Below are 26,046 nucleotides of genomic sequence, written 5' to 3'. Positions count from 1 at the left end.
TTTCTCCTTACTTTTTCTTTTTCTGTGCTTTCTTTAGAGCTTTTCTTTTCTTAACTTCTAAATCCTTCTTAGCTTGTACATCTGCTTCACGCTCTGCAATGATTTTGAAGGGATTGTTCAAAAGGTAGGTTTGCAATACTTGATAAGCATTTGAAACCGCCCAGTAAAGAGCGACACCGCTTGGAGCAGATATTGCAAACAAGAAGATGATAACAGGCATTCCATACATCATACCCGTCATGGCACCATTTTTCTCAGGCAAAGCTTTATTTGAAAGCCAGCTACTGAGGAAGGTAAATAGGGCAGCTAAAATAGGTAATACAAAAGTTGTATCAGCTCCACCTAGATTGAACCACAAGAAATGGCCTGTCTTCAAAAAATCTACGTTCGATAAAGCCTGGAACAGAGCCAAAAGAATCGGCATCTGAATCAATAGTGGCCAGAATGATGCAGATTGTTTAATACCTAATTCTTTAAATAGTTTACGTGTTTCCTGATCTAGCTTAGTGCGACTTTCCATATCGCGACCTGGATAACGTTCGCGCAGTTCTTTTATGCGAGGTTGCGCTTCTTGCATTTTTCTAGATGCTACCATTTGTGTTTGAAAGACTGGTAACAGTATTGTTCTAATCAAGACTGTGAACAGAATAATCCCTAAACCAATGCTGACATCAAATGACAAAAATCGAATAATTTCAGCAAAAAAATAAACAAGTTTACTCCAAAAGTCTGCAGAATCTGCAGACACTTCACTAGTTGAACAAGCAGTCATTACCAACAAGGACAAACCTAACAAACTAGTCAATTGTAATTTCTTCTTCACTCTCATTTCCTTCCTGGTAAATCTTTGCTAATCTCAAAACATGAAGTAAGTTTTTTTCAATTTCTGCATATTCTAATAGTTCAACGCCTTTTCGAGCAATTACAACAAAATCGACATTATCAACAAGTTGATTACTATTTTGAATGAGAACATGCCGGATTCTTCTCTTGATTTGGTTTCTTGTCACAGCATTTCCTAATTTTTTACTGACTGATAAACCTACTCGAAAATGTGTTTCATTGTTTTCTAATCGATAAATAACAAATTTTCGATTAGCTACACTTGCTCCCTTTTTAAATATGGCGTCGAAATCTTTCTCTTTTTTTACACGAAAGCTTTTTCTCAAAAATTCTACTCCATCTAATAAAACTAATACTATTATACCATAAATTTTCAAAAAGCCAATCATGGCAAGGTTTTAGGCTGGTTTGACTTCGAAAAAAGTAGCCATTCTTAAAAAATTTGACCAGAATCAATGAAATTTTACTAGTTTTTTTAAAGAATACAAAACAAAAGCCACTCTTACGAGCGACTTTTGTAGGAGATTATTATGAAAAAGTTTAGGATTTCTATTACATAAAGTTAGGAGGTCTTTATTTAATGATTAGAGTATACACACCTATCCTTAAATTGAACTTAAATCATTTTATTTTTTTATTAATTTTTAAAACTATGAATTGGAGCTGGAATCTGTCCTCCACGAGCAATGAAATCAGCCGAAGAAGCTCCATTGACTTTCATAACTGGGGCAGTTCCTAGCAAGCCACCAAACTCAATCATATCGCCTTCTTTACCCTTTGGAATGATACGGACAGCTGTGGTTTTCATATTGATAACACCAATTGCTGCCTCATCCGCGATCATAGCCGCAATGGTTTCGGCAGGTGTATCTTCAGGAATCGCAATCATATCCAAACCTACTGAACAGATAGCTGTCATAGCTTCTAGTTTTTCTAAATTTAGAGAACCATTTTGCACCGCAGCAATCATCCCCTCATCCTCAGAAACTGGAATAAAAGCACCTGATAGTCCACCAACCTGATTGCAGGCCATCACTCCACCCTTTTTCACCTGATCATTTAAAAGAGCTAAAGCAGCAGTCGTTCCATGGGTTCCAACTGTTTCCAGTCCCATTTCCTCGAGGACACGAGCCACAGAATCTCCAACTGCTGGAGTCGGAGCTAAACTTAGATCAACAATACCAAAATCAACACCTAGTCTTTCACTAGCCATCTGTCCAACTAATTGACCAATCCGGGTAATCTTGAAAGCTGTTTTCTTAACAGTCTCTGCCACTACATCAAAGCTTTGCCCACGAACTTTTTCTAAGGCACGTTTAACTACACCAGGACCTGACACACCAACATTAATAATAACATCAGCTTCGCCAACTCCATGAAAAGCTCCTGCCATAAAGGGATTGTCTTCAACTGCATTGGCAAAAACGACTAATTTCGCAGCACCCATATCGGAAAGACTAGCAGTTTCCTTAATGATTCGTCCCATATCGGCAACTGCGGTCATATTGATTCCTGACTTGGTTGAGCCGATATTGACAGACGAGCACACTTTGTCTGTCTCAGCTAAAGCATGCGGAATCGAATTGATGAGGATTTCATCACCTTTTTGGTAGCCTTTCTGTACTAATGCAGAAAAACCACCGATAAAGTCAACACCAATTTTTTTAGCTGCTCTATCCAAAGCTTTGGCTAACGGTACATAGTCTGTTGCATCTGTAGCAGCACCAATTAGGGAGATTGGTGTTACTGATACACGTTTATTGACAATGGGTATACCTAACTCAGCAGAGATTTCATCACCGACAGCAACTAAATTCGCCGCCTTAGTAGTAATTTTTTCATATATTTTATCTGCAGCCTTATCAATATCTGGATCAATACAATCAAGTAGAGAGATTCCCATGGTAATAGTTCTGATATCAAAATTCTGCTCCTCAATCATTGCGATTGTTTCGGTAACTTGTCTAATATCCATAAACACCTCCTAGATATTATACATAGCATCAAAAATTGCAGCACTTTGAATATTAATTTTAACATTCAAGGTCTGACCAAAGGCTTCGAATTCTTTTCTTAAATAGGTAAAATCTTGCTTTTCATCACTGGACACTACAGCCATCATCGTAAAAAACTCGTCTAAAACAGTCTGTGAGATATCATCAATATTTAACCCTAATTCAGCAATCTTAGTTGCAACAGCTGCAACAATACCCGTCTTATCTTTACCAACAACAGTTATAATAGCTTTCATATCAGCCCTCCATAGTTAAAATCATAGAAAAACAGTCTAACTTCATTTTTCTTTTTTCTCAGTATAGCACATTTGCAATAAAAAAACTAAAAAACGCCTGCTTACGAAATTGTTCTTAAAAGAAAAACAATTTCGTAAACAAGCGTCTACCCGATCATCTTATGATGAGTGTTCCCGCTAGGACAAAAGTCCTAGCGGTAGACCAGAGCTAGACTAAGAGCACAAGGCTCCATCATCATAACACTCAACAAAATTGATGATTTTATACTAATTCGATGATCGCCATTGGCGCTGCATCACCACGACGTGGTTCAGTTTTAAGGATACGAGTGTATCCACCGTTACGGTCTGCGTAACGAGGTGCGATTTCTGAGAACAATTTTTGAAGTGCTGTAGTAGAAGTATACTTATCAGTTGCTTCATCATAGTTTTCAGATGCGATTTCATTACGTACGAAAGCAGCAGCTTGACGACGTGCATGCAAATCACCACGTTTACCTAGAGTAATCATTTTTTCAACAGTTTTACGGATTTCTTTAGCACGAGCTTCAGTTGTCACGATTGATTCGTTGATCAAAAGGTCAGTTGTCAAATCGCGAAGCATTGCTTTACGTTGTGAGCTAGTGCGTCCTAGTTTACGGTAAGCCATGTATTCCTCCTTTATTTATCTTTTAATCCAAGACCCAAATCAATGAGTTTGAGTTTCACTTCTTCCAAACTCTTGCGTCCAAGATTTCTTACTTTCATCATCTCAGCTTCAGATTTTTCTGTCAAGTCATGCACAGTATTGATACCAGCGCGTTTCAAACAGTTATATGAGCGTACAGACAAGTCAAGTTCCTCAATCGTACGTTCCAAAATACGGTCGTCCGATTCAGTATCAGCTTCTTTCATCACTTCTGCAGTTTTAGCAATCTCTGTAAGATTTGTAAACAAATCAAGATGTTCTGTCAAAATGCGTGCTGAAAGCCCTAAAGCATCTTCCGGAATAATAGTTCCATTTGTCAAGATTTCAAGGGTTAATTTATCGAAACCATCATTGCTTCCTACACGAGCAGGTTCAACTTGATAGTTAACTTTTGTGACTGGTGTATAAATAGAATCTACAGCAAGTGTTCCAACTGGAGCATTATCTTTCTTGTTTTCATCAGCAGGTACATATCCACGACCACTGTTTACAGTCATAGTCGCTTTAAATGAAGCACCTTCTCCGATCGTGAAAAGATAATGATCTGGATTTACGATTTCGATATCACTGTCAGTCAAAATGTCTCCAGCTGTAACTTCAGCAGGACCTTCAACATCTAGTTCAATAGTCTTTTCGTCTTTTACATATGATTTAACTGCAATACCTTTAATGTTCAGAATGATTTGCATCACATCTTCACGAACACCAGGGATTGTATCAAACTCATGTAATACTCCATCAATATCGATAGATGTAACAGCTGCTCCTGGAAGAGAAGCAAGAAGTACACGACGAAGAGAGTTACCAAGTGTTGTACCGTATCCACGTTCTAGTGGTTCGATGACAAACTTGCCATAATCTTTATTTTCATCAATTTTTGTTATATTTGGTTTTTCAAACTCGATCATTTAGTTACTCCCTCTTAAACGAAAAGCAGTGTAAAGGTAATGATTATACACGGCGACGTTTTGGAGGACGAGCACCATTGTGTGGCACTGGAGTCACATCACGAATTGCTGTTACTTCAAGACCAGCGGCAGCAAGAGCACGAATAGCTGACTCACGACCAGAACCTGGACCTTTTACAGTAACTTCAACTGATTTAAGACCGTGTTCTTGTGCAGATTTAGCAGCAGCTTCTGAAGCCATTTGAGCAGCAAATGGTGTAGATTTACGAGAACCTTTGAAACCAAGAGCACCAGCTGATGACCAAGCGATTGCATTACCATGCACATCAGTAATCATAACAATAGTGTTATTAAATGTAGCGTGAATATGAGCAATACCAGATTCGATATTCTTTTTCACACGACGTTTACGTGTTGGTTTAGCCAAGACTTTTACCTCCTATATTATTTTTTCTTACCAGCAATCGCAACAGCTTTACCTTTACGAGTGCGAGCGTTGTTTTTAGTGTTTTGTCCACGGACAGGAAGTCCACGACGGTGACGGATACCACGGTATGAACCGATTTCCATCAAACGTTTGATGTTCAAGTTCACTTCACGACGAAGGTCACCTTCAACTTTAATTGCATCCACTTCACGACGGATAGCATCTTCTTGATCTGATGTAAGGTCACGAACACGAATATCTTCTGAAACTCCAGCAGCTGCCAAAATCTTTTGAGATGTTGCAAGTCCGATACCATAGACATAAGTCAATGAGATAACTACGCGTTTGTCATTTGGAATATCAACTCCAGCAATACGAGCCATGTTTTCTCCTTTCTATCTTATCCTTGACGTTGTTTGTGTTTTGGATTTGCTGGGCAAATTACCATAACACGACCATTACGACGAATTACTTTACAGTATTCGCAAATTGGTTTGACCGATGGTCTTACTTTCATTTCTTATCCCTCCAAGTTTTTCGATTATTTAAAGCGGTAAGTGATACGTCCACGTGTCAAGTCATATGGACTCATTTCAACAGTAACACGATCTCCCGCTAAAATACGAATATAGTTTTTACGAATTTTACCAGAAACTGTTGCTAAAATCTGATGTCCATTTTCAAGTTCAACCGTAAACATTGCATTCGGCATCGTATCGACTACTTTGCCTTCAACTTCAATCACATCGTCTTTTGCCACGCAAAAGTACCTCCCTAAATTTCGATTTGATGTCTCTAGACACAGAGACAACAATTATAAGTCAGACTAACTCAGTATAACATTTGTCAAGACATTTTGCAAGCCTGAAAAACGCTTTTATTTCAAATTTGTCAATACCTTTTCGATATCTTTAAAGACATCATTGATATCTTGGTTGCCTTCGATATCATGTACTAGACCTTTAGCACGATAGTGAGCAATGATTGGTTCGCCTTGAGCAATATTAACATCCAAACGACGTTTTACTGTCTCAGGTTTATCATCTTCACGTTGGTAGTAATCTTCCTCTTTGTAATCAACTGGTGGGTTGAATACTTTATGGAAAGTTTCGCCAGTTTCACGGTGAATGATACGACCACTCAAACGTTCAAGTAGGCAAGATGGGTCTACTTCGATGTTGATAACACCTTCAAGTTTAATTCCAAGTTCAGCCAATGTTTTATCTAAGGCATGAGCTTGCTCAATTGTACGTGGGTATCCATCCAACAAGAAACCAGTTTCTTTAATATCATCTTGAGAAAGACGTTCTTTAACAATTCCATTTGTAACTTCATCTGGAACCAATTCGCCTTTATCGATATAAGACTTAGCTAATACACCCATTTCAGTTTGGTTAGCCATTGCTGCACGGAACATGTCACCAGTTGAGATGTGGGCAACGTGAAACTGTTCAACAATTTTCGCTGCTTGTGTCCCTTTACCTGCACCAGGTAAACCCATAATCAAAAGATTCATGATTCAAACTCCTTTTTTGTATTTAAATAGAAGCAAAAATTCATTTCAACTCCTATTTAAAAACAAAATAGAAGAGAGGAGATAAAAATCTGACAATGTCTTTGATTTTTACACTCCACTCTCTGAGCAATAGTGAATTTTATTTTCTATTACAATTATTCTGTTGTATCTAAGAAACCAACATACTTACGTTTCAATAGATAACCTTCCAATTGTTTAATTCCTTCGATACCTGTAGAGATAATGATTAGCAAACTTGTTCCCCCAAAAGCGACAACTTCTGAAAGACCAAATAAATCTTTAGCTACAATAGGTAGAATAGAAATCACACCTAGGAAGATTGATCCGACTGTTGCGAGACGACGAAGAAGTTTTGACATATATTCTTCAGTCCCTTTACCAGGACGGACTCCATGGATGTAAGCTCCACTCTTTTGTAAATTTTCTGCTGCTTTCTCTGGATTGATCTGTACAAATGTATAGAAGAATGTAAAGAGAATAATCAACAGAGCATACAAAGCAACACCTGTCGGAGTTGAAGTAGATACCAACTCTTGAGCTGTTTTAACCCACTCCCAATTAAGACCAGACGCACTTACAAATTGTAAGATTGCAGCTGGTGCTGCTGTAATGGAGCTAGCAAAGATAACAGGAATAACCCCAGCAGGGTTAATTTTCAAAGGAAGATAGGAACTTGATGGTGCACCTTGGGCTATCTTTGTATACTGAATTGGAATTTTATATTTAGCTTGTTCAACATAAGTTGTAAAGTAAACAATCAACAAAACAGCGATGATTAAAATAGCGACAAAAATGAGAGACGATGTCAAACGACTACTTGGTACATTGACAAAATAATCTACATAAATGCCTTTAATCATGTCAGGAATTGAAGCGACAATCCCTGCAAAGATAATCATTGAAACACCATTACCATATCCCTTATCTGTGATTTGCTCTCCCAACCAGGTTACAATCATGCTTCCTGCTGTTAAGATTCCTCCAATCACAAGGAAAACTTGTGGTGTAAGTGGTACAGTCAAAAGTTTAGCTCCAGACAGAGCGTTAAAACCAGCAGTAATACCGACTGATTGAACAAATGCAAGCACTAGTGCAATGTATCGAGTTGCTTGGTTTAACTTTCTACGACCAACTTCCCCTTGTTTGCCCCACTCCACAAACTTTGGTAATAAATCCATTTGCAAGAGTTGGACGACGATAGAGGCTGTAATGTAAGGGCTAACTCCAAGAGCAAAAACTGAAAAGTTTTTCATGGCATTCCCTGACACCAAGCTCAACATATTCAAGAAGGATAGTCCACTCAAAACGTTCAAGCTATTTGCATTTACCCACGGTACAGTGATACTAGTACCAATACGAAAAACAAATACGATAAAAATTGTGAATAAAATCTTTGATCGAACCTGCTTAACTTTGAGTGCTTCTCTCAATAATTTAAAAAACATAGGTCACCTCACTTAGATGACTTCAACTGAACCACCTTTAGCAGTGATAGCTTCTTCAGCTGATTTAGAGAATTTAGCAGCTTTAACAGTCAACTTCTTAGTCAACTCACCGTTACCAAGAATCTTGATACCTGATTTTTCAGATTTAACAATTCCTGATTCTACAAGTACCACTGGAGTTACTTCAGCACCATCATCAAAGGCGTTCAATTGGTCAAGGTTAACAATCGCATACTCTTTAGCGTTGATGTTAGTAAATCCACGTTTTGGAAGACGACGGAACAATGGAGTTTGTCCACCTTCAAAACCAAGGCGTACTCCGCCACCGCTACGAGCTTTTTGACCTTTTTGACCACGACCAGATGTTTTACCGTTACCTGATGAAGTACCACGACCAACACGGTTACGAGTTTTACGAGAACCTTCTGCAGGTTTCAATTCATGAAGTTTCATTATATATTTTCTCCTCTTTTGTAAAATGCTAGCGCCGATAAGAGAGAAAAGGTTGTCTCTCCTATCAACTCGCCTATACTGAGTCATCTAAGATGACTATATCTAGTTTTAGGGGATGGTCTTATGCACATCCCCTAAAATTTTATTAGTTTACTTCTTCAACTGTTACCAAGTGAGATACTGCAGTGATCATACCACGGATAGCAGCGTTATCTTCTTTAATAACAGAGCTGTTCAATTTGCCAAGTCCAAGTGCTACAACAGTTTTACGTTGTGATGGAATGCGTCCGATTGGAGACTTAGTCAAAGTAATTTTAATTTGAGCCATTTTATCCCCTTTCTTATGCCAAATCAGAAACTGAAATACCACGAAGGGCAGCAACTTCTTCAGCGCGTTTCAATTGTTTCAAACCTTCAACAGTTGCACGAACAATGTTGATTGGAGTGTTAGAGCCAAGTGATTTAGATGTAATATCAGCAACACCTGCCAATTCCACAACGGCACGAACTGCACCACCTGCGGCAACTCCAGAACCTTCTACAGCTGGTTTCAACAATACTTTAGCTCCACCGAATTCTGAAAGAACTTCATGTGGGATTGTTGTTCCAACCATAGGAACTTCGATCAAGTTTTTCTTAGCATCTTCTACTGCTTTGCGGATTGCTTCTGGAACTTCTTGAGCTTTACCAGTACCAAATCCTACACGACCATTGCGGTCACCAACAACTACAAGAGCTGCGAAACGAAGACGACGTCCACCTTTAACAACTTTTGTAACACGGTTAACAGCAACTACGCGTTCTTCAAGTTCTACTGCATTGTCTTTAAATGCCATTTTCTAGTGTCCTCCTATTAGAATTTCAATCCGTTTTCACGAGCTGCATCAGCCAAAGCTTTCACACGTCCGTGATATAGATATCCACCGCGGTCGAACACCACTTCTGAAATACCTTTAGCACTTGCACGTTCTGCAACGAGTTTACCGACAGCAACGGCTTGTTCAGTTTTAGTTCCTTTTGAAACTTCTTTGTCAAGAGTTGAAGCACTTGCGAGCGTTACACCCGCTACGTCATCAATCACTTGAGCGTAGATGCCTGTATTAGAACGGAATACGTTCAAACGTGGGCGATCAGCAGTTCCAGAGAGTTTTCCGCGAACGCGACGGTGGCGTTTTTGGCGGAGTTTGTTTTTATCTGGTTTAGAAATCACAGTTTTCACCTCTTTAATTTTAAATCGTGTGCTATGCACAAAGTTGGTAATGAGGTTGGTGGTTGACATTCAACCACTCAACATTATTTACCAGTTTTACCTTCTTTAAGACGAACATATTCGCCAACGTAACGGATACCTTTACCTTTATATGGTTCTGGTGAACGAAGGCTACGTACGTAAGCAGCTGTTTGACCAACTACTTCTTTTGAAATTCCGCTGATAACGATAGTCGTTGGGTTTGGAAGTTCAAAAGTAATTCCTTCTGGAGCTTCAACTTCGTCTGGATGTGATTTACCAACAGCCAAGACAAGTTTGTTTCCTTGAAGTTGTGCACGGTAACCAACCCCACGCATTTCAAGTTGTTTCTTGAATCCTTCTGAAACACCAATAACCATGTTGTTCAAAAGGGCACGAGTAGTTCCGTGGATTGTTTTCATTTCTTTTGAATCGTTTGGACGGTGAAGAGTTACTTCAGTACCTTCCACACGGATTTCAATATCTTTTGAGAACTCACGAGTAAGTTCTCCCTTAGGTCCTTTTACAGTTACTACGTTGTCATTGTTAGTGAGTTCAACACCAGCAGGCAACACGATAACTTTATTACCAATACGTGACATGTTTTTATTCTCCTGTTAAATTGTCAGGCCTTTGAAGGCCAGTTTTCACGGGGTTAAATCGATTTCTCGATTTAAAGGAATATTTAGATTTCAATTTCAAAGTGAATCTAGGCATCGTCTCGCAGGCATAACTTTTGGTTAGGCTAGAGACGATAACGAAGAGTCACAAAGAAATTGGGAGCTAAATATTACCAAACGTAAGCGATAACCTCACCACCAACATTCTTTTGGCGAGCTTCTTTATCAGTAAGCAAACCTTCTGAAGTTGAAAGGATAGCAATTCCAAGACCGTTAAGTACTTTTGGAAGATCTTCACGTTTTTTGTAGACACGAAGTCCTGGTTTAGAAACGCGTTTCAAGTTAGTGATAACTCGTTCACCGTTTGCTCCGTATTTAAGGAATACACGGATGATGCCTTGTTTGTCATCTTCAATGATTTCTACGTTCTTAACAAAACCTTCGCGTTTAAGGATTTCAGCAATCCCTTTTTTGATGTTTGATGCAGGTACTTCAAGTACTTCGTGTTTTGCTTGGTTAGCGTTACGAATACGAGTTAGGAAGTCTGCGATTGGGTCAGTCATAACCATTTTATTTTTCTCCTCTTACTAGTAGTTTGCAAGTTGCACTTGCTAGTTAATGATTGAGCTGGGCTCAGATAGTATTGACACATTCAAACAAGATAATCTCATTTGAACACGAGCTACAACCTGGGCAAAAAAGATAGATTTGTCTTGGAGCACCGCTCCTGCACCAAATCTCCTATTTTTGCTAGGGTTGTTGCGCTCTTTGTATCATGATATTACCAAGATGCTTTTGTTACACCAGGGATTTGACCTTTATATGCCAATTCACGGAAGCAAACACGGCAAAGTTTAAACTTGCGGTAAACTGAGTGTGGACGTCCACAACGTTCACAGCGAGTGTATGCTTGAGTAGAGAACTTCGCTGGGCGTTTGTTCTTAGCAATCATAGATTTTTTAGCCATTAGTTATACCTCCTATATTATTTTGCAAAAGGCATTCCAAGGCCTGTAAGCAATGCACGTGACTCTTCGTCAGTGTTAGCAGTAGTAACGATAACGATGTCAAGACCACGAGTTTTGTCAACGTCATCAAAGTTGATTTCTGGGAAAATCAATTGCTCTTTCACACCAAGTGTGTAGTTTCCGCGTCCGTCAAATGATTTTGTTGGAACACCGTGGAAGTCACGTACACGTGGAAGTGATACTGAAACCAATTTATCCAAGAATTCGTACATACGTTCACCACGAAGGGTAACTTTTGCACCGATCGCAACACCTTCACGAAGACGGAAGCCGGCGATAGATTTTTTAGCTTTAGTGATAAGTGGTTTTTGACCTGAGATAAGCGCCAATTCTTCAGCAGCTTTTTCAAGGCTTTTAGCGTTTGATACTGCTTCACCAACACCCATGTTCAAAACGATCTTATCCACTTTAGGAACAGCCATCACTGATGAGTAGTTAAATTGTTCTGTCAAAGCAGGAACTACTTCATTAAGATATTTTTCTTTTAAACGATTTGCCATTATACTTCTCCTTTCCTTCGTGATTAATCAAGCACTTCGCCTGATTTTTTGTTGTAGCGAACTTTTTTACCGTCTACAAATTTGTAACCAACACGACCAGCTACACCATTTTTGTCCAAAACTTGAACGTTTGATACGTGGATAGCTGCTTCCTTCTCGATGATACCACCTTGAGGAAGTTCGTTAGTTGGACGTTGGTGTTTCTTAACAATGTTAACACCTTCAACGATAACTTTGTTTACTTTTGGAAGGGCAGTAAGGACAACAGCTTCTGTTCCCTTATCTTTACCAGCAATTACGCGAACTTTGTCGCCTTTTTTTACAAACATTTTTTTCTCCTTTTATTCTTACGCCCAATGGGCACCCTGGCTAAGCCAGGGGACTGTGTTTGTTTGTTTTTGCTCTGTAAAAATTAAAGCAATCCTTCGTCAGTTTCAACTCACCTAACTTAAGTTATGCTTTCGTCTTACTTCCTAGACTTGTTTTAATTTTATTTGAGCAATCAATTAAAGTACTTCTGGAGCAAGTGACACGATCTTCATGAAGCCACCTTCACGCAATTCACGTGCAACAGGGCCAAAGATACGTGTTCCGCGAGGAGTTTTGTCGTCACGGATGATAACTGCTGCGTTTTCGTCAAATTTGATGTATGAACCATCAGCACGACGAGCACCTGATTTAGTACGAACGATAACTGCTTTAACAACGTCACCTTTTTTAACCGCACCACCAGGAGTAGCTTGTTTTACAGATGCCACAATAACATCACCGATGTTTGCAAATTTACGTCCTGAACCACCAAGAACTTTGATAGTCAAGATTTCGCGAGCACCGCTGTTGTCTGCGACTTTCAAACGAGTTTCTGTTTGAATCATTTCAGTTTTCTCCTTTCAGGTTTGATTAGATGATGACCGCTTCTTCAACAACTTCTACAAGACGGAAGCGTTTTGTAGCTGAAAGCGGGCGAGTTTCCATGATACGTACGATATCGCCTTCTTTGGCAACATTGTTTTCATCATGTGCTTTGTATTTTTTAGAGTAGTTAATACGTTTACCATAGACTGGGTGGTTACGTTTTGTTTCAACTACAACTGTGATTGTCTTGTCCATTTTGTCAGATACAACACGTCCAACAAGAACTTTACGATTATTGCGTTCCATTGAAATTTCTCCTTCCCTAGTCTATTATTTCGCTTCAGATTGAACTGTTTTGATACGAGCGATTTGTTTTTTAACTTCTTTCAAGCGAGCTGTTTGTTCTAATTGACCAGTAGCAGCTTGGAAGCGAAGTTCAAACAATTCTTTTTTCAATTCGTTTTCGCGCTTCGCGAGTTCTTCTTGAGAAAGACCACGAAGTTCTTTAACAAATTCTTTTACTTCATTAAGTTTCATGCCTTCTCCTTATTCCGCTTCACGTTTTACGAATTTACATTTAACTGGCAATTTGTGGCTTGCAAGACGAAGCGCTTCGCGAGCGATCTCTTCAGATACACCAGCAACTTCAAACATTACTTTACCACGTTTAACTGGTGCTACCCAACCTTCAGGTGCCCCTTTACCAGATCCCATACGAACCCCGATAGCTTTAGCTGTGTATGATTTGTGTGGGAAGATTTTAATCCAAACTTTACCACCACGTTTCATGTAACGAGTCATGGCGATACGAGCAGCCTCGATTTGGCGGTTAGTGATCCAGTGGCTAGTTGTAGCTTGAAGACCGTATTCACCGAATGCTACTTCTTTCCCACCTTTAGCTTCACCGCGCATTTTACCACGGAATTCACGACGGTGTTTAACACGTTTAGGTACTAACATTGGTTATTTACCTCCTTTAGTGTTTTTACGAGCTGGAAGAACTTCACCACGGTAGATCCATACTTTAACACCAAGTTTACCGTATGTAGTGTCTGCTTCTTCCCAAGCGTAATCGATATCTGCACGAAGTGTGTGAAGTGGAACAGTTCCTTCAGAGTATCCTTCAGCACGGGCGATATCTGCACCGTTCAAACGACCTGATACTTGAGTTTTAATTCCTTTAGCTCCAGCACGCATAGCACGTTGGATTGCTTGTTTTTGTGCACGACGGAAAGCAACACGTTGCTCCAATTGACGAGCAATACCTTCACCAACAAGGTGAGCATCCAAATCAGGTTGTTTGATTTCGATGATGTTGATGTGTACTTGTTTACCAGTCAATTTGTTAAGTTTTGCACGGAGTGCATCAACGTTAGCACCACCTTTACCGATAACCATACCTGGTTTAGCAGTGTGAAGTGAAACGTTAACTTTGTTTACTGCGCGTTCAATTTCAATAGTTGAAACTGCTGCGTCAGCAAGTTCTTTTTGAACGAATTTACGGATTGCAAGATCTTCATGAAGGTAATCCGCGTATTCTTTTTCAGCATACCATTTGGCATCCCAATCACGGATGATGCCGACACGCATACCAATTGGATGTACTTTTTGACCCACGATTTTACCTCCTTATTTTTCTGCAACAGCTACAGTGATGTGAGCTGTACGTTTGTTGATTGGCGAAGCTGAACCTTTCGCACGTGGACGGAAACGTTTCATAGTTGGTCCTTCGTTTGCGAATGCTTCAGATACTACCAAGTTAGCTTTATCCAAACCAAAGTTGTTTTCAGCGTTAGCTACAGCTGAGTTCAAAACTTTCAAGATGATTTCAGCAGCTTTGTTTGGAGTGAATGTCAAAATTGCGATTGCATCGGCTACGCTTTTACCACGGATGTTGTCAAGAACAAGACGTGATTTACGAGGTGAAACACGTACTGTGCGAGCCATTGCTTTAGCTGAAGTAATTTCTGCCATTTATGTTCTCCTTATTTTCTACGTGTCTTCTTGTCGTCTGCGGCGTGACCTTTGTAAGTACGAGTTGGTGCAAATTCACCAAGCTTGTGACCTACCATGTCTTCTTGGATGTAAACAGGTACGTGTTTACGTCCATCATAAACTGCGATAGTGTAACCAATGAAACTTGGGAAGATCGTTGAACGACGTGACCAAGTTTTGATAACTTTTTTCTTTTCGTCGTTAGCTTGAGCTTCAACTTTTTTCATCAAATGCTCATCGACGAAAGGTCCTTTTTTAAGACTGCGTCCCATTTTTATATTTTCTCCTTTAAATATAGTACCACAGCGGCTTGCGCTCTCAACGAGCGCTACCGAGCTGGCGGATTATCTAGCGCTTAAGCGACTAATTTTAAATTATTTCTCGTTGCGACGACGAACGATAAGTTTGTCAGATTTCGCTTTCTTGTTACGAGTTTTAAGACCAAGAGCAGGTTTGCCCCATGGAGTTGATGGTGCTTTACGACCAACTGGTGCTTTACCTTCACCACCACCGTGTGGGTGATCGTTAGGGTTCATTACAGAACCACGAACTGTTGGGCGGATACCTTTCCAACGGCTACGTCCTGCTTTACCAAGGTTTACAAGCCCATGTTGTTCGTTTCCGACAACACCAACTGTTGCACGACAAGTTCCAAGAATCATACGAACTTCACCTGATTGAAGACGAACAAGAACGTATTTACCTTCTTGACCCAATACTTGAGCAGAAGCTCCAGCAGCACGTACCAATTCTCCACCACGACCTGGTTTCAATTCGATGTTGTGGATCAAAGTACCAACTGGGATGTTAGCAAGTGGAAGAGCGTTTCCGACTTTGATATCTGCTTCTGGACCTGAAACGATACGTTGACCTACTTCAAGACCTTTTGGAGCGATGATGTATGCTTTCACACCGTCAGTGTAGTGTACAAGAGCGATGTTTGCAGAACGGTTTGGATCGTACTCGATAGTTTTAACAACTGCTTCAACGTTGTCTTTGTTACGTTTAAAGTCAACCAAACGGTAGAAACGTTTGTGCCCACCACCTTGGTGACGAACTGTGATACGACCGTTGTTGTTACGACCAGCCTTGCTCTTCAATGCAACAAGCAATGATTTTTCAGGAGTGCTTGTTGTGATTTCAGCGAAATCCAAAGAAGTCATATTACGGCGACCGTTTGTTGTTGGTTTATAAACACGAATTCCCACGATATTTCCTCCTTAGATTATTCAGCTTCAGCTGCAAACAACTCGATTGCTTTTGAATCAGCTGTAAGAGTGATGATAGCTTTTTTAGTTTTGTTAGTAAAACCAGTGTAACGTCCAACACGTTTAGCTTTAGGTTTTACGTTGATTGTGTTAACATTTGCAACTTTAACACCTTCGAAAGCAGCTTCAACAGCTTGCTTGATCAAAAGTTTGTGTGCACGAGTGTCAACTTCAAATACATATTTCCCTGCTTCAAGTTGAGCCATTGAGCTTTCAGTGATAACAGGTTTTTTGATAACATCATACAAATTCATTATGCAAGAACCTCCTCGATTTTAGAGATAGCTGCTTGAGTAACAAGAAGTTTGTCACTATTTGCGATGTCAAGAACACTTGCAGTTGTAGCAGTCGCAACTTTCACGTTTGGAAGGTTACGAGCTGAGAGAGCTGCGAATTCGTTTCCTTCTTCAAGAATAACAAGGACTTTAGAATCGATGCTCAAAGCTGCAAGAACTTTTGCAAATTCAGCAGTTTTTGGAGCTGTAAATTCAAGAGAATCAACGGCTACAAATTTGTTTTCAGCAACTTTTTCTGAGTAAACAGATTTAAGCGCAAGGCGACGAACTTTTTGAGGAAGTTTGTACGCATAGCTACGTGGAGTTGGTCCGAAGACGATTCCACCACCACGCCATTGTGGAGAGCGGATAGAACCTTGACGGGCACGTCCAGTTCCTTTTTGACGCCATGGTTTGCGTCCACCACCTGAAACAGCTGAGCGGTTTTTAACTGCGTGAGTTCCTTGACGAAGGCTAGCACGTTGGCTGATGATCACATCAAACACAACAGATTGGTTTGGTTCGATACCAAAGATTGCATCGTTAAGAACAACTTCGCCCGCTTGTTTACCAGTTTGGTCGAATAATGTTACATTTGCCATTTTGACTGTATTCCCCTTTCCTTATTATTTACCAGCTTTAACTGCTGACTTGATAGTGATAAGAGATTTCTTAGCACCTGGTACGTTACCTTTGATAAGGATAACGTTCTTTTCTGGAACAACTTGTACAACTTCAAGGTTTTGAATTGTTACACGGTCGCCACCCATACGTCCTGCAAGGTTTTTACCTTTGAATACGCGGTTAGGTGCAACAGGTCCCATAGAACCTGGACGACGGTGGTAACGAGAACCGTGAGCCATAGGTCCACGTGATTGTCCGTGGCGTTTGATAACACCTTGGAAACCTTTACCTTTAGAAGTACCAGTTACATCAACAATGTCTCCAGCTGCGAAAGTTTCAACTGTGATTTCAGCACCAACTTCCAAGCCTTCAACGTTTTTGAATTCACGAATGAAGCGCTTAGGAGCCGTGTTAGCTTTTGCTACATGTCCTTTAGCAGGTTTGTTGCTCAATACTTCGCGTTTGTCATCGAAACCAACTTGGATAGCGTTGTAACCATCTGTTTCAACAGTTTTAACTTGAAGAACAACGTTTGGAGTTGCTTCGATAACTGTTACAGGGATCAATTCGCCAGCTTCAGTGAAGATTTGAGTCATTCCCACTTTTTTCCCTAAGATTCCTTTTGTCATGAGAAAATAGTTCCTTTTCTATATTTTTTATTCAAAAAGTTTTTAACGAGCGTTTTTTATGCTCAAGGTTTCAAACTTTAGATTAAAGTTTGATTTCTACGTTTACACCACTTGGAAGATCCAATTTCATCAAAGCGTCAACTGTTTTTTGAGTTGGGTTGATGATGTCGATCAAACGTTTGTGTGTACGCATTTCGAATTGTTCGCGAGAGTCTTTATATTTGTGAGTCGCACGAATAATTGTGTAGAGGCTACGTTCAGTTGGAAGTGGGATTGGACCTGCAACTTCTGCACCTGTGCGAGTAGCTGATTCTACGATTTTAGCAGCCGCTGTGTCAAGCGTACGGTGTTCGTAAGCTTTCAAACGGATACGGATTTTTTTGTTTGCCATCTTTTTCTCCTTTTCGTCTATTTAAGATAATAGGCTAGCTCCACAAGAAAACCGACGCGCGTTGCGTGGCAATGCAACCGAGCGTGTCGCAACCTCTCGCATCAAAGCTAAGGCTGTAATTTACAGCACCATAATAGAATAACACAAAGCCCCTGCGATTGCAAGGGATTTGACAGGATTTTTTTAATTTTTCGAATGAAACTGTTTTCTTATCGCTCCTTAGCTCAAAAAAGCATAAATGAAGAGCAAATTTTTATTTTTTCTTCTATATAATAGATACAGTTTCTGCAATTGTTTTTTTATTATCTCTTCACCTGTTCATAGCTTTCTTTTCCGTCATTAAGCTTGTCCCAAATCATCACTTGCCCACTTTTGAAGGATTTTTGCACATCGATAATTCGTTGATTGGAAGAGCCACGGAATTGAAGCATGAGATTACGCTTGCTTTTATCGTACCTTCCATCAACCAAGATATCAATCAGTGACAAGAGCTCCAGTTTATCAGGTGTCTCCAACATCATCTCTTCCCATGTGTATCCTGTCCAAGACCAAATATCTTTTTCTGGCAATTCTTTACGTATACGTTTCACGAGAGGCAAGAGGATTCCTGTATTTAGGAAGGGTTCTCCTCCTAATAAAGTCAAGCCTTGAACATAGGGTTGGGCTAGGTCTGCCATGATTTGCTCTTCCAACTCTGAGGTATAAGGTATGCCTGCGTTAAAGGACCAGGTCGCTACGTTGTAACAGCCCTCACAGTGAAACATGCAGCCGGCCACATAAAGGGAGTTGCGCACTCCCTCTCCATCGACAAAGTTAAAAGCCTTATAGTCAATGATGCGCCCCTGACTGAGTTCTTCACTCTTCCAATCGCCTGGTTTTGGTGTATTCCATGTCATGCTTTTTACTCCAAGTCTATCCAATAGCGCTCCGTTCCGTTTCGAACATCCTCCAACTCCCCACCATTAGCTAAGATAACAGCTCGACTTGCTGGGTTTTCTGTGCTACAAGTCACCAAAGCTCGTTTAATATTCTTTCCCTTAGCAACTTGTAGACCTTGTCGGAGGGATTCTTTGGCGTAGCCCTTGCCTCTTTCAGATGGACGAATGGAGTAGCCAATATGACCAGCATAATTCAGCAACCCCTCATTCAGTCTCAATCGCAGATTCAAAAATCCTAGAGCACTACCTACATCATCAAATGATACAAATTGAATAGATGGAACACGATTTTCAGGCAAATTTATTCCCATTTCTTTTTGCATATTTGTCTCCAACCACTCTTCATAAACAAAATTCTCAGCATTCCAAAATCCGCCATCGTGGGCTGATTGGCTCTTTTCAAACTCTGCCATCATCTCTAAAACTGTTTCTTTATCTGCCAATCTTGGTCTGCGTAATTCCATATTCTCCTCCCCGCTATAAGAAAAGCGAGAGGTAACTCTCACTTTTTCTTATTTTTGTTTAAAAACTGTTCTCTAAGGCTAGCCACTCGGTCTTTTTTGCTACTTCCACCCTTTGAATGTTTTTCGTGGAACCGTTGAACCAAGGCTTTGCCTTTATCATCTAATTGATATTTTCCCATGCTATTTCTTTCTAATTTCTTACTTCATGTCCTGCCGTTTTAATAGTAGAACCGTTCATATGTTTGACACGCGCAGCAATTTCCTTATGACGCCCATTAACCATCGGACGAGCTTGTGGATTCCCAAGATAACCACAGGTTCGTTTAACCACGTCTACTGTTTTAGGATCGTTATTTCCACAGTTAGGACAAGCAAATCCTCTCTCTGTCGGTTCAAAATCTCCTTCAAAATCACACTTGTAGCAACGGTCAATCGGAGTATTGGTTCCGAGATAACCTACGCGGTCATAAGCATAATCCCAAACAGCTTCCAAAGCCTTTGGATTTTGTTGGAGAACTGGGTACTCGCAGTAGTGGATAAAGCCACCAGATGCACCCGCTTCTGGGTAGACTTTCTCAAAGTCCAATTTTTCAAAAGGTGTTGGATTTTTGCGGACATCATAATGGAAGGAATTTGTGTAGTATTCTTTATCAGTAATGTCTGGAATAGAGCCGAATTTCTCCGTATCCAAGCGACAGAAACGGTCTGTCAAACTTTCAGACGGCGTTGAATAGATAGAGAAATGGTAACCATATTGGTCAGACCATTCTTCTACTCGACGTTTCATATCGCGAATAATATCAAGGGTGAACTCTTTGGCTTCTGGATTATTTTCCCAATGATTACCAAAGAAGACTGTCGCTACCTCGTACAAGCCAATATAGCCCAGAGAAATAGTTGCACGACGATTCTTAAAGAGTTGATCAACACTTTCTTCTTTTCCAAGACGACGTCCGAAGGCTCCATATTGATAAAGAATTGGAGCATTAGCTGGAGTGGCTTCCTTGGTTCTTTCCACACGGTAAACCAAGGCATCTTCCGCGATGTTCATGCGCTCGTTGAAGATTTCCCAGAACTTGTTCATGTCTCCTTCAGACTCAAGAGCGATACGAGGAAGATTGACTGTCACAACTCCTAGGTTCATACGGCCCGAATTGACTTCTACTCCATTTTCATCCTTCCATCCTTGAAGGAATGAACGGCATCCCATCGGAACTTTGAAAGAACCAGTCAACTCGACGATCTTATCATAAGACAAGACATCCGGGTACATGCGCTTAGTTGCACACTCAAGAGCCAACTGCTTGATGTCGTAGTTAGGTGAGCCTTCCTCTAAGTTAAGACCTCTTTTAAGAGTAAAGATGAGTTTAGGGAAGATGGCTGTACGGCGTTCTGAACCAAGCCCCTTGATACGAATGTTCAGGATTGCCTTTTGAATTTCACGTTCAAAACGACTGGTTCCTAGACCGAAACCAAGAGAGGTAAATGGCGTTTGCCCATTTGATGTAAAGAGGGTATTAATCTCGTACTCTAGAGATTGCATGGCATCGTAGATGTCTTTTTGGGTTTTCTTCCAGGCATATTCTTGGCGCTTGTCAGGCAAAACCCATTCCTCTGCATCCTTGAGATGCTTTTGATAATTCTTCTCTGCATATGGAGCCAAGACCTCATCGATACGGTCTGCTGAACAGCCTCCATACTGACTTGATGCAACGTTGGCGATGATTTGTGAAATCTGTGCTGTCGCAGTTTGGATAGACTTGGGACTCTCTACCTCAGCATTTCCAATCTTAAAACCATTTTCCAGCATGCCCTTGAAATCAATCAAACAGCAGTTGGTCATAGGGGTATAGGGACTGTAGTCCAAATCATGATAGTGGATATCCCCTTTTTGATGGGCATTAGCCACATGTTTAGGAAGCATTTGAAGTCCGATGGATTTCCCAACAATCCCTGCCGTCAAATCACGCTGGGTATTAAAAACATCACTATCCTTATTGGCATTCTCATTGACAACCGCCTGATCTTTATTGAGAAGTTTATGAATACTAAAGTTGATGTCTGTCGCTTTTGAGCGCTCAAAATCCCTTTGAGTCCGATAGGTGATATATTCCTCGGCCAAGGCGTATTCTTTAGCTTCCAACAATTCGTGTTCTACGATATTTTGGATTTCATAGATTTTTACACCTTGTGGGAAACGGCTATGAATTTCTTCAACGATACGTTCAACTAGGGTACTAAGTCGCTTTTCGACTAAAGGGGTTACATCCATAACTTTTTCAGCAGCCTTATGAAGCGCTTTGTCAATCTTGTCTACATCAAAAATTACACGTCTGCCGTCACGCTTTTCGACGAATAAAGTCGGATCAGGGACAGCCTTCTCTTCCAGTACAATCATATCCATACCCTTTTCTTAAATATAATATTGATTCTAAAAAGTATTATATCACTAAAAAAATAAAAATCAATATCTTGTGTCAAAAAATAAAAATTTTTTAAAATTACACAAGATATTGATAATTTTTATTTTAATTTGTAGAGTTTAAAGTCTTTGAATTCACTTTGAACCGCTTGATAATTTTCAGCTAAAAGCTGCTCAACTTCTGCCCATAGGGTTGTTTTTGTATTTACTACAATCATCTTTGGTTGATTATCTCGTAGATCATTTACAAGCTTGGTACGATTTTCAGCAAGTCCTGTATGCAATCTCGGTGATAACAACTGACTAGCAGCCAAGCGTTCACTTGCCTTATAACTACTTGTCTGATCATCCCAAACATAGATACGATCTGTAGCCTGCGTTTCCCCTTTAACCTTAGCTTCAATACTAGTTCGTTCTTGATATTGTGCAGTATGGAGCAAATATCGTGATACTAGAGGAGCTAAAAATAGGTAAGCAAGAGCTAAAATTGGTAGATAGGCATTTCCTTTTACAAAAGCTCCCCATACCGAAGTTTCTTCTCTAGATCGTCTACGGCGATTCGCTCCTTCTGGCTTCTCTGTAGGAATTCGTGTCAGCAAAAGAAGCGATAAGAAAGGAAGGAACTCAATCATACGACTACCATGGATAAGATCTGTAGAAAAAATCTCTAAAACCAATACCAAAATGACAGCTATTGAAGCAGAGATTGATAAGACTGACTGTTTCAATGGTTTAGATTGGAAGAGACCTGTAAATGCTAGCGTCAATACTCCAAGAGCAATTGCTAACAATCCATAAAAGAGGATATTGTCGAGTAATCCCGAGTTAGACGTAAAGTTTAAACTATCTAATGGATAAAGGATTTGACTAATGGCATTTCCGAAACTGCCTTTATAAGCTGTGTAGTATCCAATTGGATAAAAGAAGATTGAAAAACCAAGGCCCGCTGCAAAAAATTGATAGAGACCATGATTCAACTTATTGCGACCAACATTAAAAGCTGTTAGAGCAAAAAACAAGACAAATCCATACAAAGCTGTGACCAAGGGCGCAAAGAAAAATGCTAGAGCCAAACTAACTCCAATACGGATAAATCCTTTGTCATGACTTGGTTCTGCCAAATAAGATGTTACTAAACTTAAGGCATAGAACAAGAATGGGAGGGCTAGAATAGTTGCATAGCCTCCACCAAAACTAAGAGCACTAGCTAGGACATAAAAGACCGTCAACACTTGTTGCGATTGCTTGTTTTGTTCCGTCAGATTGTAAGCCGAGCGGAAAAGAAAGAATCCCGCGCCTACTAAGGCCAACCAATTAAAAACAGCAAACAAAATACTGCCCTTGGTTAAATACTGTAAAAAGTAATAGAGGAGACCACTAGTTCCAAAATAATCTGTGTAGATATCTCCGCTCTGATGCATAGCCCATCCAATATAAAAATCCTGAGACTGCTCCGGACTTATTAACCCTAAGAAGAAGGGTAAAATTACGGACACAAGGACCACTAGAGTACTCAAAATGAGGATATTCAAAAATGGTAAGCGGGCAGGCTGACGAGTTTCAACCTCGAGTTGCTCCTCATTTTCTACTGGAGCATCCTGACTTCCCATCCAAGTTGGAGTTGGTTCGTCTTCTAATCTGCCATATACGTTCATTCGCTCTCTCCTATATTTTAATTTGTTCTAGTATATCAAAAAGTCTAGTTCTTGTCAGCCTTTGGCGGACGTTCACTCAACTTTTCAGACAAGGTAACAAAGCGTTCAATCTCATAAAAACGATGATATGAAACTCTTTTATAGCGGTCTAAAAAATTTTTTTCTTCTACTGTCAGCATAGTCATTTCTCCTTTTCTCTTAATTCGAAAAATGAAGAAAAAACTAAAAAAACTGAATTCTCAATAGAGAATTCAGCTTTTTATTTTTAGTCAGCTTTCTTTTCTAAGTTTTTAGAAATGCTTCGATTTTTACCTTCTAAATACACCATCAGAATGGAAATATCTGCTGGATTTACACCTGAAATACGGCTAGCTTGGCCGATGGTTTCTGGATTGATGAGCTTAAACTTCTGGCGAGCTTCTGTCGCGATAGAGTCAATATCATCCCAGTCGATGTTGGCTGGAATCCGTTTTTCTTCCATGCGTTTCATCTTGGCAACCTGATCCATAGCTTTTGAGATATAGCCTTCGTACTTGATTTCTGTTTCAATCAATTCGATAATCTTGTCATCTAACTCTTCAGCAGCAGGTCCAATGAAGGCCACCACATCTTGGTAAGAGACTTCTGGGCGACGAAGGAATTCCTTGGCTGTCACCGCATCTGTCAATGGCTTGAAGCCCATCTCCTCAACCTTAGCATTTGTTTCCTTGACTGGCTTGAGTTTGATACTGTCTAAACGCTTCATTTCATTTTCAAATTGATTTTTCTTGATTTCAAAACGAGCCCAACGTTCATCGTCAACAAGCCCAATCTCGCGCCCCATCTCAGTCAAACGCATATCGGCATTGTCATGACGGAGGATGAGTCGGTATTCAGCACGACTGGTCAAGAGACGGTAAGGTTCAATGGTTCCCTTGGTCACCAAGTCATCAATCATAACCCCGATATAGCCGTCACTGCGCTTCAAAATTAACTCAGGCTTGCCTTGGATTTTCAGCGCTGCGTTGATACCCGCGATAATCCCTTGACCAGCAGCTTCTTCATATCCAGACGTTCCATTTGTCTGGCCAGCAGTGAAAAGTCCTGAGATTTTCTTGGTTTCCAGAGTTGCACGCAACTGATGAGGCAAAACCATGTCATACTCAATAGCATAACCAGTTCGCATCATCTCTGCATTTTCCAAACCTTTGATGGAATGAACCAGATCACGCTGGACATCCTCAGGAAGGCTAGTTGAAAGTCCCTGGACATAAACTTCTTCTGTGTTTCGTCCTTCTGGCTCAAGGAAGAGTTGGTGTCGTTCCTTGTCCGCAAAGCGCACAATCTTGTCCTCAATTGACGGACAGTAACGAGGCCCTACTCCCTTAACTACACCTGTAAACATAGGCGCACGGTGGAGGTTATTTTGGATAATCTCATGGCTGGTACCATTGGTATAGGTCAACCAGCACGGCACTTGATCTTTGACATAATCTTCATCACGTGAAGTGTAAGAGAAGTGATTTGGTGTTTCATCTCCTGGCTGAATCTCTGTCACATCATAGTTGATAGAGGAAGCCTTGACACGTGGAGGCGTTCCTGTTTTGAAACGACCGATTTCAAGTCCAAGTTCCTTGAGATTATCAGCTAGGTTAATAGAAGCCAGACTGTGGTTTGGACCTGATGAATACTTGAGATCTCCGATAATGATTTCCCCACGGAGGGCTGTCCCTGTGGTCACGATAACAGCCTTGGCAGCATACTCTTGATGGGTCGCTGTACGAACACCGACAACCTTGCCATCTTCCACTAAAATCTCATCAATCATGGTTTGACGAAGGGTTAGATTTTCTTGATTTTCAACCGTCTTGCGCATTTCCTTAGAGTAAAGCTCCTTATCAGCCTGCGCACGAAGGGCACGGACAGCTGGTCCCTTCCCAGTGTTGAGCATCTTCATCTGGATGTAACTCTTGTCAATGGTCTTAGCCATTTCGCCACCAAGGGCATCCACTTCACGCACGACAATCCCCTTGGCAGAACCACCAATAGACGGATTACATGGCATGAAAGCCAACATTTCAATGTTGATGGTCGCAAGCAAGACCTTACAACCCATACGGCTGGCTGCTAGTGAAGCTTCGACCCCCGCATGTCCCGCACCGATTACAATAATATCGTATTCTTCCGTAAAATTATAAGTCATTTCTTAACCTTTCAAAAATTTCTCGTAAATAAGGAACTAACTTCTCCTCCTCTAGAGCTTGAGCCATAGTAACCCATTTAAAGTGTGTATGCTCTTCAGGATCTAATCTGATAATTGGCTTCTCCCCAACCCACTCTGCTTTATAAACTAAGCGAGTAAAGACGGTATCCTTAGAGGTATCCAGTTGACTATCTTCGTGAAGAAGCTTGAGCGAACCTCTATCTAGCCTAACTCCCGCTTCTTCAACACATTCTCTAAGAGCTCCATCTCGCGGAAGTTCACCCTTTTCAACCCCGCCACCAGGAATATCCCAGTAAGTTGGATAAACGTTGGGTTGTCCTCTTTTAATTTCCGAACGCTGAATGAGCAAAAAAGCACCACCACTATGAACAAGCACATGGGCAATAAGCTTAACCATCAT

General features: G+C 40.5%; 41 protein-coding genes. All 41 read right to left on the bottom strand.

Going from position 1 to position 26,046, the window contains the following annotated elements; genetic code table 11:
• Positions 1 to 7 precede the first annotated feature (7 nt).
• On the bottom strand, positions 8 to 823 hold the full coding sequence (locus tag AB2B47_RS07030; protein ID WP_006153404.1) for a YidC/Oxa1 family membrane protein insertase: 816 nt from the start codon (positions 821 to 823) through the stop codon (positions 8 to 10).
• Entirely contained in the window at positions 798 to 1,169 is a 372-nt protein-coding gene (gene rnpA / locus AB2B47_RS07025; protein WP_006153417.1) for a ribonuclease P protein component, read from the bottom strand. The genes AB2B47_RS07030 and rnpA overlap by 26 nt, the downstream gene beginning before the upstream one ends.
• 311 nt (positions 1,170 to 1,480) lie before the next feature.
• A complete protein-coding gene (locus AB2B47_RS07020; RefSeq protein WP_006153409.1) occupies positions 1,481 to 2,818 on the bottom strand; it encodes a PFL family protein in 1,338 nt (445 codons plus the stop codon).
• A gap of 9 nt (positions 2,819 to 2,827) precedes the next feature.
• Positions 2,828 to 3,094 carry an ACT domain-containing protein gene (locus tag AB2B47_RS07015; protein ID WP_006153408.1) on the bottom strand — a complete coding sequence of 89 codons (267 nt, stop codon included), beginning with the start codon at positions 3,092 to 3,094 and terminating at the stop codon, positions 2,828 to 2,830.
• A 262-nt stretch (positions 3,095 to 3,356) separates the two neighbouring features.
• The gene (gene rplQ, locus AB2B47_RS07010) at positions 3,357 to 3,743 is read right to left on the bottom strand and encodes a 50S ribosomal protein L17 (RefSeq protein ID WP_004251124.1); all 387 of its coding nucleotides are present in this window, start codon (positions 3,741 to 3,743) and stop codon (positions 3,357 to 3,359) included.
• 11 nt (positions 3,744 to 3,754) lie between these two features.
• A complete protein-coding gene (locus AB2B47_RS07005; protein WP_006153389.1) occupies positions 3,755 to 4,690 on the bottom strand; it encodes a DNA-directed RNA polymerase subunit alpha in 936 nt (311 codons plus the stop codon).
• A gap of 43 nt (positions 4,691 to 4,733) precedes the next feature.
• The gene (gene rpsK, locus AB2B47_RS07000) at positions 4,734 to 5,117 is read right to left on the bottom strand and encodes a 30S ribosomal protein S11 (RefSeq protein WP_001118385.1); all 384 of its coding nucleotides are present in this window, start codon (positions 5,115 to 5,117) and stop codon (positions 4,734 to 4,736) included.
• Positions 5,118 to 5,134: 17 nt separating this feature from the next.
• Positions 5,135 to 5,500, bottom strand: a complete 366-nt coding sequence (gene rpsM / locus AB2B47_RS06995; RefSeq protein ID WP_004251117.1) for a 30S ribosomal protein S13 — start codon at positions 5,498 to 5,500, stop codon at positions 5,135 to 5,137.
• A 17-nt stretch (positions 5,501 to 5,517) separates the two neighbouring features.
• Complete coding sequence (rpmJ, locus tag AB2B47_RS06990) at positions 5,518 to 5,634, bottom strand: 50S ribosomal protein L36 (RefSeq protein WP_001808836.1); 117 nt, start codon at positions 5,632 to 5,634, stop codon at positions 5,518 to 5,520.
• Positions 5,635 to 5,658: 24 nt separating this feature from the next.
• Positions 5,659 to 5,877 carry a translation initiation factor IF-1 gene (gene infA / locus AB2B47_RS06985; protein ID WP_001029883.1) on the bottom strand — a complete coding sequence of 73 codons (219 nt, stop codon included), beginning with the start codon at positions 5,875 to 5,877 and terminating at the stop codon, positions 5,659 to 5,661.
• Between the two features lie 117 nt (positions 5,878 to 5,994).
• Positions 5,995 to 6,633, bottom strand: coding sequence for an adenylate kinase (locus AB2B47_RS06980; protein ID WP_004251114.1), 639 nt, complete (start codon positions 6,631 to 6,633; stop codon positions 5,995 to 5,997).
• A 155-nt stretch (positions 6,634 to 6,788) separates the two neighbouring features.
• A complete protein-coding gene (gene secY / locus AB2B47_RS06975) occupies positions 6,789 to 8,099 on the bottom strand; it encodes a preprotein translocase subunit SecY (protein WP_320693938.1) in 1,311 nt (436 codons plus the stop codon).
• Positions 8,100 to 8,111: 12 nt separating this feature from the next.
• Positions 8,112 to 8,552, bottom strand: coding sequence for a 50S ribosomal protein L15 (rplO, locus tag AB2B47_RS06970; protein WP_004251104.1), 441 nt, complete (start codon positions 8,550 to 8,552; stop codon positions 8,112 to 8,114).
• Between the two features lie 145 nt (positions 8,553 to 8,697).
• The gene (gene rpmD, locus AB2B47_RS06965) at positions 8,698 to 8,880 is read right to left on the bottom strand and encodes a 50S ribosomal protein L30 (RefSeq protein WP_000057241.1); all 183 of its coding nucleotides are present in this window, start codon (positions 8,878 to 8,880) and stop codon (positions 8,698 to 8,700) included.
• Between the two features lie 13 nt (positions 8,881 to 8,893).
• The gene (gene rpsE, locus AB2B47_RS06960) at positions 8,894 to 9,388 is read right to left on the bottom strand and encodes a 30S ribosomal protein S5 (RefSeq protein ID WP_004251100.1); all 495 of its coding nucleotides are present in this window, start codon (positions 9,386 to 9,388) and stop codon (positions 8,894 to 8,896) included.
• Positions 9,389 to 9,405: 17 nt separating this feature from the next.
• Positions 9,406 to 9,762 carry a 50S ribosomal protein L18 gene (rplR, locus tag AB2B47_RS06955; protein WP_004251098.1) on the bottom strand — a complete coding sequence of 119 codons (357 nt, stop codon included), beginning with the start codon at positions 9,760 to 9,762 and terminating at the stop codon, positions 9,406 to 9,408.
• 83 nt (positions 9,763 to 9,845) lie between these two features.
• Positions 9,846 to 10,382, bottom strand: coding sequence for a 50S ribosomal protein L6 (gene rplF / locus AB2B47_RS06950; protein WP_006153378.1), 537 nt, complete (start codon positions 10,380 to 10,382; stop codon positions 9,846 to 9,848).
• A gap of 188 nt (positions 10,383 to 10,570) precedes the next feature.
• The gene (rpsH, locus tag AB2B47_RS06945; RefSeq protein ID WP_004251095.1) at positions 10,571 to 10,969 is read right to left on the bottom strand and encodes a 30S ribosomal protein S8; all 399 of its coding nucleotides are present in this window, start codon (positions 10,967 to 10,969) and stop codon (positions 10,571 to 10,573) included.
• 212 nt (positions 10,970 to 11,181) lie between these two features.
• Positions 11,182 to 11,367 carry a type Z 30S ribosomal protein S14 gene (locus tag AB2B47_RS06940; protein ID WP_001085699.1) on the bottom strand — a complete coding sequence of 62 codons (186 nt, stop codon included), beginning with the start codon at positions 11,365 to 11,367 and terminating at the stop codon, positions 11,182 to 11,184.
• 17 nt (positions 11,368 to 11,384) lie between these two features.
• Positions 11,385 to 11,927 carry a 50S ribosomal protein L5 gene (gene rplE / locus AB2B47_RS06935; protein WP_000013542.1) on the bottom strand — a complete coding sequence of 181 codons (543 nt, stop codon included), beginning with the start codon at positions 11,925 to 11,927 and terminating at the stop codon, positions 11,385 to 11,387.
• A gap of 23 nt (positions 11,928 to 11,950) precedes the next feature.
• On the bottom strand, positions 11,951 to 12,256 hold the full coding sequence (rplX, locus tag AB2B47_RS06930; RefSeq protein ID WP_000497691.1) for a 50S ribosomal protein L24: 306 nt from the start codon (positions 12,254 to 12,256) through the stop codon (positions 11,951 to 11,953).
• 177 nt (positions 12,257 to 12,433) lie between these two features.
• Positions 12,434 to 12,802 (bottom strand): 50S ribosomal protein L14, encoded by a 369-nt coding sequence (gene rplN, locus AB2B47_RS06925; RefSeq protein WP_002928796.1) that lies wholly within the window; start codon positions 12,800 to 12,802, stop codon positions 12,434 to 12,436.
• A 25-nt stretch (positions 12,803 to 12,827) separates the two neighbouring features.
• Positions 12,828 to 13,088 carry a 30S ribosomal protein S17 gene (gene rpsQ / locus AB2B47_RS06920; RefSeq protein WP_000440801.1) on the bottom strand — a complete coding sequence of 87 codons (261 nt, stop codon included), beginning with the start codon at positions 13,086 to 13,088 and terminating at the stop codon, positions 12,828 to 12,830.
• A 24-nt stretch (positions 13,089 to 13,112) separates the two neighbouring features.
• Positions 13,113 to 13,319 (bottom strand): 50S ribosomal protein L29, encoded by a 207-nt coding sequence (gene rpmC, locus AB2B47_RS06915; RefSeq protein ID WP_000772918.1) that lies wholly within the window; start codon positions 13,317 to 13,319, stop codon positions 13,113 to 13,115.
• Positions 13,320 to 13,328: 9 nt separating this feature from the next.
• Positions 13,329 to 13,742 carry a 50S ribosomal protein L16 gene (gene rplP, locus AB2B47_RS06910; protein WP_000960948.1) on the bottom strand — a complete coding sequence of 138 codons (414 nt, stop codon included), beginning with the start codon at positions 13,740 to 13,742 and terminating at the stop codon, positions 13,329 to 13,331.
• Between the two features lie 3 nt (positions 13,743 to 13,745).
• Complete coding sequence (gene rpsC / locus AB2B47_RS06905) at positions 13,746 to 14,399, bottom strand: 30S ribosomal protein S3 (RefSeq protein ID WP_000529936.1); 654 nt, start codon at positions 14,397 to 14,399, stop codon at positions 13,746 to 13,748.
• A gap of 12 nt (positions 14,400 to 14,411) precedes the next feature.
• Positions 14,412 to 14,756, bottom strand: a complete 345-nt coding sequence (gene rplV / locus AB2B47_RS06900; RefSeq protein WP_000818137.1) for a 50S ribosomal protein L22 — start codon at positions 14,754 to 14,756, stop codon at positions 14,412 to 14,414.
• An 11-nt stretch (positions 14,757 to 14,767) separates the two neighbouring features.
• Positions 14,768 to 15,049, bottom strand: a complete 282-nt coding sequence (gene rpsS / locus AB2B47_RS06895; protein ID WP_000533766.1) for a 30S ribosomal protein S19 — start codon at positions 15,047 to 15,049, stop codon at positions 14,768 to 14,770.
• Positions 15,050 to 15,151: 102 nt separating this feature from the next.
• The gene (gene rplB, locus AB2B47_RS06890) at positions 15,152 to 15,985 is read right to left on the bottom strand and encodes a 50S ribosomal protein L2 (RefSeq protein ID WP_000512910.1); all 834 of its coding nucleotides are present in this window, start codon (positions 15,983 to 15,985) and stop codon (positions 15,152 to 15,154) included.
• A 17-nt stretch (positions 15,986 to 16,002) separates the two neighbouring features.
• On the bottom strand, positions 16,003 to 16,299 hold the full coding sequence (locus tag AB2B47_RS06885) for a 50S ribosomal protein L23 (protein WP_001055347.1): 297 nt from the start codon (positions 16,297 to 16,299) through the stop codon (positions 16,003 to 16,005).
• Positions 16,299 to 16,922 carry a 50S ribosomal protein L4 gene (rplD, locus tag AB2B47_RS06880; RefSeq protein WP_000024549.1) on the bottom strand — a complete coding sequence of 208 codons (624 nt, stop codon included), beginning with the start codon at positions 16,920 to 16,922 and terminating at the stop codon, positions 16,299 to 16,301. The genes AB2B47_RS06885 and rplD overlap by 1 nt, the downstream gene beginning before the upstream one ends.
• Before the next feature lie 24 nt (positions 16,923 to 16,946).
• Positions 16,947 to 17,573 carry a 50S ribosomal protein L3 gene (gene rplC, locus AB2B47_RS06875; RefSeq protein ID WP_004251088.1) on the bottom strand — a complete coding sequence of 209 codons (627 nt, stop codon included), beginning with the start codon at positions 17,571 to 17,573 and terminating at the stop codon, positions 16,947 to 16,949.
• A gap of 82 nt (positions 17,574 to 17,655) precedes the next feature.
• Entirely contained in the window at positions 17,656 to 17,964 is a 309-nt protein-coding gene (gene rpsJ, locus AB2B47_RS06870) for a 30S ribosomal protein S10 (protein ID WP_001284511.1), read from the bottom strand.
• A 302-nt stretch (positions 17,965 to 18,266) separates the two neighbouring features.
• Entirely contained in the window at positions 18,267 to 18,860 is a 594-nt protein-coding gene (gene nrdG / locus AB2B47_RS06865) for an anaerobic ribonucleoside-triphosphate reductase activating protein (RefSeq protein ID WP_006153407.1), read from the bottom strand.
• Positions 18,861 to 18,865: 5 nt separating this feature from the next.
• Complete coding sequence (locus tag AB2B47_RS06860; RefSeq protein ID WP_006153410.1) at positions 18,866 to 19,366, bottom strand: GNAT family N-acetyltransferase; 501 nt, start codon at positions 19,364 to 19,366, stop codon at positions 18,866 to 18,868.
• Positions 19,367 to 19,404: 38 nt separating this feature from the next.
• The gene (locus AB2B47_RS06855; RefSeq protein WP_006149022.1) at positions 19,405 to 19,545 is read right to left on the bottom strand and encodes a hypothetical protein; all 141 of its coding nucleotides are present in this window, start codon (positions 19,543 to 19,545) and stop codon (positions 19,405 to 19,407) included.
• Positions 19,546 to 19,556: 11 nt separating this feature from the next.
• Complete coding sequence (gene nrdD / locus AB2B47_RS06850) at positions 19,557 to 21,764, bottom strand: anaerobic ribonucleoside-triphosphate reductase (protein ID WP_025170413.1); 2,208 nt, start codon at positions 21,762 to 21,764, stop codon at positions 19,557 to 19,559.
• Between the two features lie 125 nt (positions 21,765 to 21,889).
• Positions 21,890 to 23,443 (bottom strand): hypothetical protein, encoded by a 1,554-nt coding sequence (locus AB2B47_RS06845; protein WP_006153361.1) that lies wholly within the window; start codon positions 23,441 to 23,443, stop codon positions 21,890 to 21,892.
• 44 nt (positions 23,444 to 23,487) lie between these two features.
• Positions 23,488 to 23,622 (bottom strand): hypothetical protein, encoded by a 135-nt coding sequence (locus tag AB2B47_RS06840; protein ID WP_024054483.1) that lies wholly within the window; start codon positions 23,620 to 23,622, stop codon positions 23,488 to 23,490.
• 86 nt (positions 23,623 to 23,708) lie between these two features.
• Complete coding sequence (gene mnmG / locus AB2B47_RS06835; RefSeq protein ID WP_263394150.1) at positions 23,709 to 25,625, bottom strand: tRNA uridine-5-carboxymethylaminomethyl(34) synthesis enzyme MnmG; 1,917 nt, start codon at positions 25,623 to 25,625, stop codon at positions 23,709 to 23,711.
• Positions 25,615 to 26,046 carry an NUDIX hydrolase gene (locus AB2B47_RS06830; protein ID WP_006153386.1) on the bottom strand — a complete coding sequence of 144 codons (432 nt, stop codon included), beginning with the start codon at positions 26,044 to 26,046 and terminating at the stop codon, positions 25,615 to 25,617. The genes mnmG and AB2B47_RS06830 overlap by 11 nt, the downstream gene beginning before the upstream one ends.

Origin of the sequence: Streptococcus wuxiensis, assembly GCF_040888245.1 — a bacterium.
In the GTDB taxonomy this organism is placed as follows: domain Bacteria; phylum Bacillota; class Bacilli; order Lactobacillales; family Streptococcaceae; genus Streptococcus; species Streptococcus wuxiensis.
The sequence above is the reverse complement of the archived record's forward strand: the minus strand, read 5'-3'. Positions and strand labels throughout refer to the sequence as shown.

Excerpts from the sequence above, each read along its gene's own strand:
- AB2B47_RS07020 (WP_006153409.1), bottom strand. The coding sequence starts at position 2,818 with ATGGATATTAGACAAGTTACCGAAACAATCGCAATGATTGAGGAGCAG.
- AB2B47_RS07015 (WP_006153408.1), bottom strand. The coding sequence starts at position 3,094 with ATGAAAGCTATTATAACTGTTGTTGGTAAAGATAAGACGGGTATTGTT.
- rplQ (WP_004251124.1), bottom strand. The coding sequence starts at position 3,743 with ATGGCTTACCGTAAACTAGGACGCACTAGCTCACAACGTAAAGCAATG.
- AB2B47_RS07005 (WP_006153389.1), bottom strand. The coding sequence starts at position 4,690 with ATGATCGAGTTTGAAAAACCAAATATAACAAAAATTGATGAAAATAAA.
- rpsM (WP_004251117.1), bottom strand. The coding sequence starts at position 5,500 with ATGGCTCGTATTGCTGGAGTTGATATTCCAAATGACAAACGCGTAGTT.
- rpmJ (WP_001808836.1), bottom strand. The coding sequence starts at position 5,634 with ATGAAAGTAAGACCATCGGTCAAACCAATTTGCGAATACTGTAAAGTA.
- AB2B47_RS06980 (WP_004251114.1), bottom strand. The coding sequence starts at position 6,633 with ATGAATCTTTTGATTATGGGTTTACCTGGTGCAGGTAAAGGGACACAA.
- secY (WP_320693938.1), bottom strand. The coding sequence starts at position 8,099 with ATGTTTTTTAAATTATTGAGAGAAGCACTCAAAGTTAAGCAGGTTCGA.
- rplO (WP_004251104.1), bottom strand. The coding sequence starts at position 8,552 with ATGAAACTTCATGAATTGAAACCTGCAGAAGGTTCTCGTAAAACTCGT.
- rpmD (WP_000057241.1), bottom strand. The coding sequence starts at position 8,880 with ATGGCTCAAATTAAAATTACTTTGACTAAGTCTCCAATCGGACGCATT.
- rpsE (WP_004251100.1), bottom strand. The coding sequence starts at position 9,388 with ATGGCATTTAAAGACAATGCAGTAGAACTTGAAGAACGCGTAGTTGCT.
- rplF (WP_006153378.1), bottom strand. The coding sequence starts at position 10,382 with ATGTCACGTATTGGTAATAAAGTTATCGTGTTGCCTGCTGGTGTTGAA.
- rpsH (WP_004251095.1), bottom strand. The coding sequence starts at position 10,969 with ATGGTTATGACTGACCCAATCGCAGACTTCCTAACTCGTATTCGTAAC.
- AB2B47_RS06940 (WP_001085699.1), bottom strand. The coding sequence starts at position 11,367 with ATGGCTAAAAAATCTATGATTGCTAAGAACAAACGCCCAGCGAAGTTC.
- rplE (WP_000013542.1), bottom strand. The coding sequence starts at position 11,927 with ATGGCAAATCGTTTAAAAGAAAAATATCTTAATGAAGTAGTTCCTGCT.
- rplX (WP_000497691.1), bottom strand. The coding sequence starts at position 12,256 with ATGTTTGTAAAAAAAGGCGACAAAGTTCGCGTAATTGCTGGTAAAGAT.
- rplN (WP_002928796.1), bottom strand. The coding sequence starts at position 12,802 with ATGATTCAAACAGAAACTCGTTTGAAAGTCGCAGACAACAGCGGTGCT.
- rpsQ (WP_000440801.1), bottom strand. The coding sequence starts at position 13,088 with ATGGAACGCAATAATCGTAAAGTTCTTGTTGGACGTGTTGTATCTGAC.
- rpmC (WP_000772918.1), bottom strand. The coding sequence starts at position 13,319 with ATGAAACTTAATGAAGTAAAAGAATTTGTTAAAGAACTTCGTGGTCTT.
- rplP (WP_000960948.1), bottom strand. The coding sequence starts at position 13,742 with ATGTTAGTACCTAAACGTGTTAAACACCGTCGTGAATTCCGTGGTAAA.
- rplV (WP_000818137.1), bottom strand. The coding sequence starts at position 14,756 with ATGGCAGAAATTACTTCAGCTAAAGCAATGGCTCGCACAGTACGTGTT.
- rpsS (WP_000533766.1), bottom strand. The coding sequence starts at position 15,049 with ATGGGACGCAGTCTTAAAAAAGGACCTTTCGTCGATGAGCATTTGATG.
- AB2B47_RS06885 (WP_001055347.1), bottom strand. The coding sequence starts at position 16,299 with ATGAATTTGTATGATGTTATCAAAAAACCTGTTATCACTGAAAGCTCA.
- rplD (WP_000024549.1), bottom strand. The coding sequence starts at position 16,922 with ATGGCAAATGTAACATTATTCGACCAAACTGGTAAACAAGCGGGCGAA.
- rplC (WP_004251088.1), bottom strand. The coding sequence starts at position 17,573 with ATGACAAAAGGAATCTTAGGGAAAAAAGTGGGAATGACTCAAATCTTC.
- rpsJ (WP_001284511.1), bottom strand. The coding sequence starts at position 17,964 with ATGGCAAACAAAAAAATCCGTATCCGTTTGAAAGCTTACGAACACCGT.
- nrdG (WP_006153407.1), bottom strand. The coding sequence starts at position 18,860 with ATGACATGGAATACACCAAAACCAGGCGATTGGAAGAGTGAAGAACTC.
- AB2B47_RS06860 (WP_006153410.1), bottom strand. The coding sequence starts at position 19,366 with ATGGAATTACGCAGACCAAGATTGGCAGATAAAGAAACAGTTTTAGAG.
- AB2B47_RS06855 (WP_006149022.1), bottom strand. The coding sequence starts at position 19,545 with ATGGGAAAATATCAATTAGATGATAAAGGCAAAGCCTTGGTTCAACGG.
- nrdD (WP_025170413.1), bottom strand. The coding sequence starts at position 21,764 with ATGATTGTACTGGAAGAGAAGGCTGTCCCTGATCCGACTTTATTCGTC.
- AB2B47_RS06845 (WP_006153361.1), bottom strand. The coding sequence starts at position 23,443 with ATGAACGTATATGGCAGATTAGAAGACGAACCAACTCCAACTTGGATG.
- AB2B47_RS06840 (WP_024054483.1), bottom strand. The coding sequence starts at position 23,622 with ATGCTGACAGTAGAAGAAAAAAATTTTTTAGACCGCTATAAAAGAGTT.
- mnmG (WP_263394150.1), bottom strand. The coding sequence starts at position 25,625 with ATGACTTATAATTTTACGGAAGAATACGATATTATTGTAATCGGTGCG.
- AB2B47_RS06830 (WP_006153386.1), bottom strand. The coding sequence starts at position 26,046 with ATGATGGTTAAGCTTATTGCCCATGTGCTTGTTCATAGTGGTGGTGCT.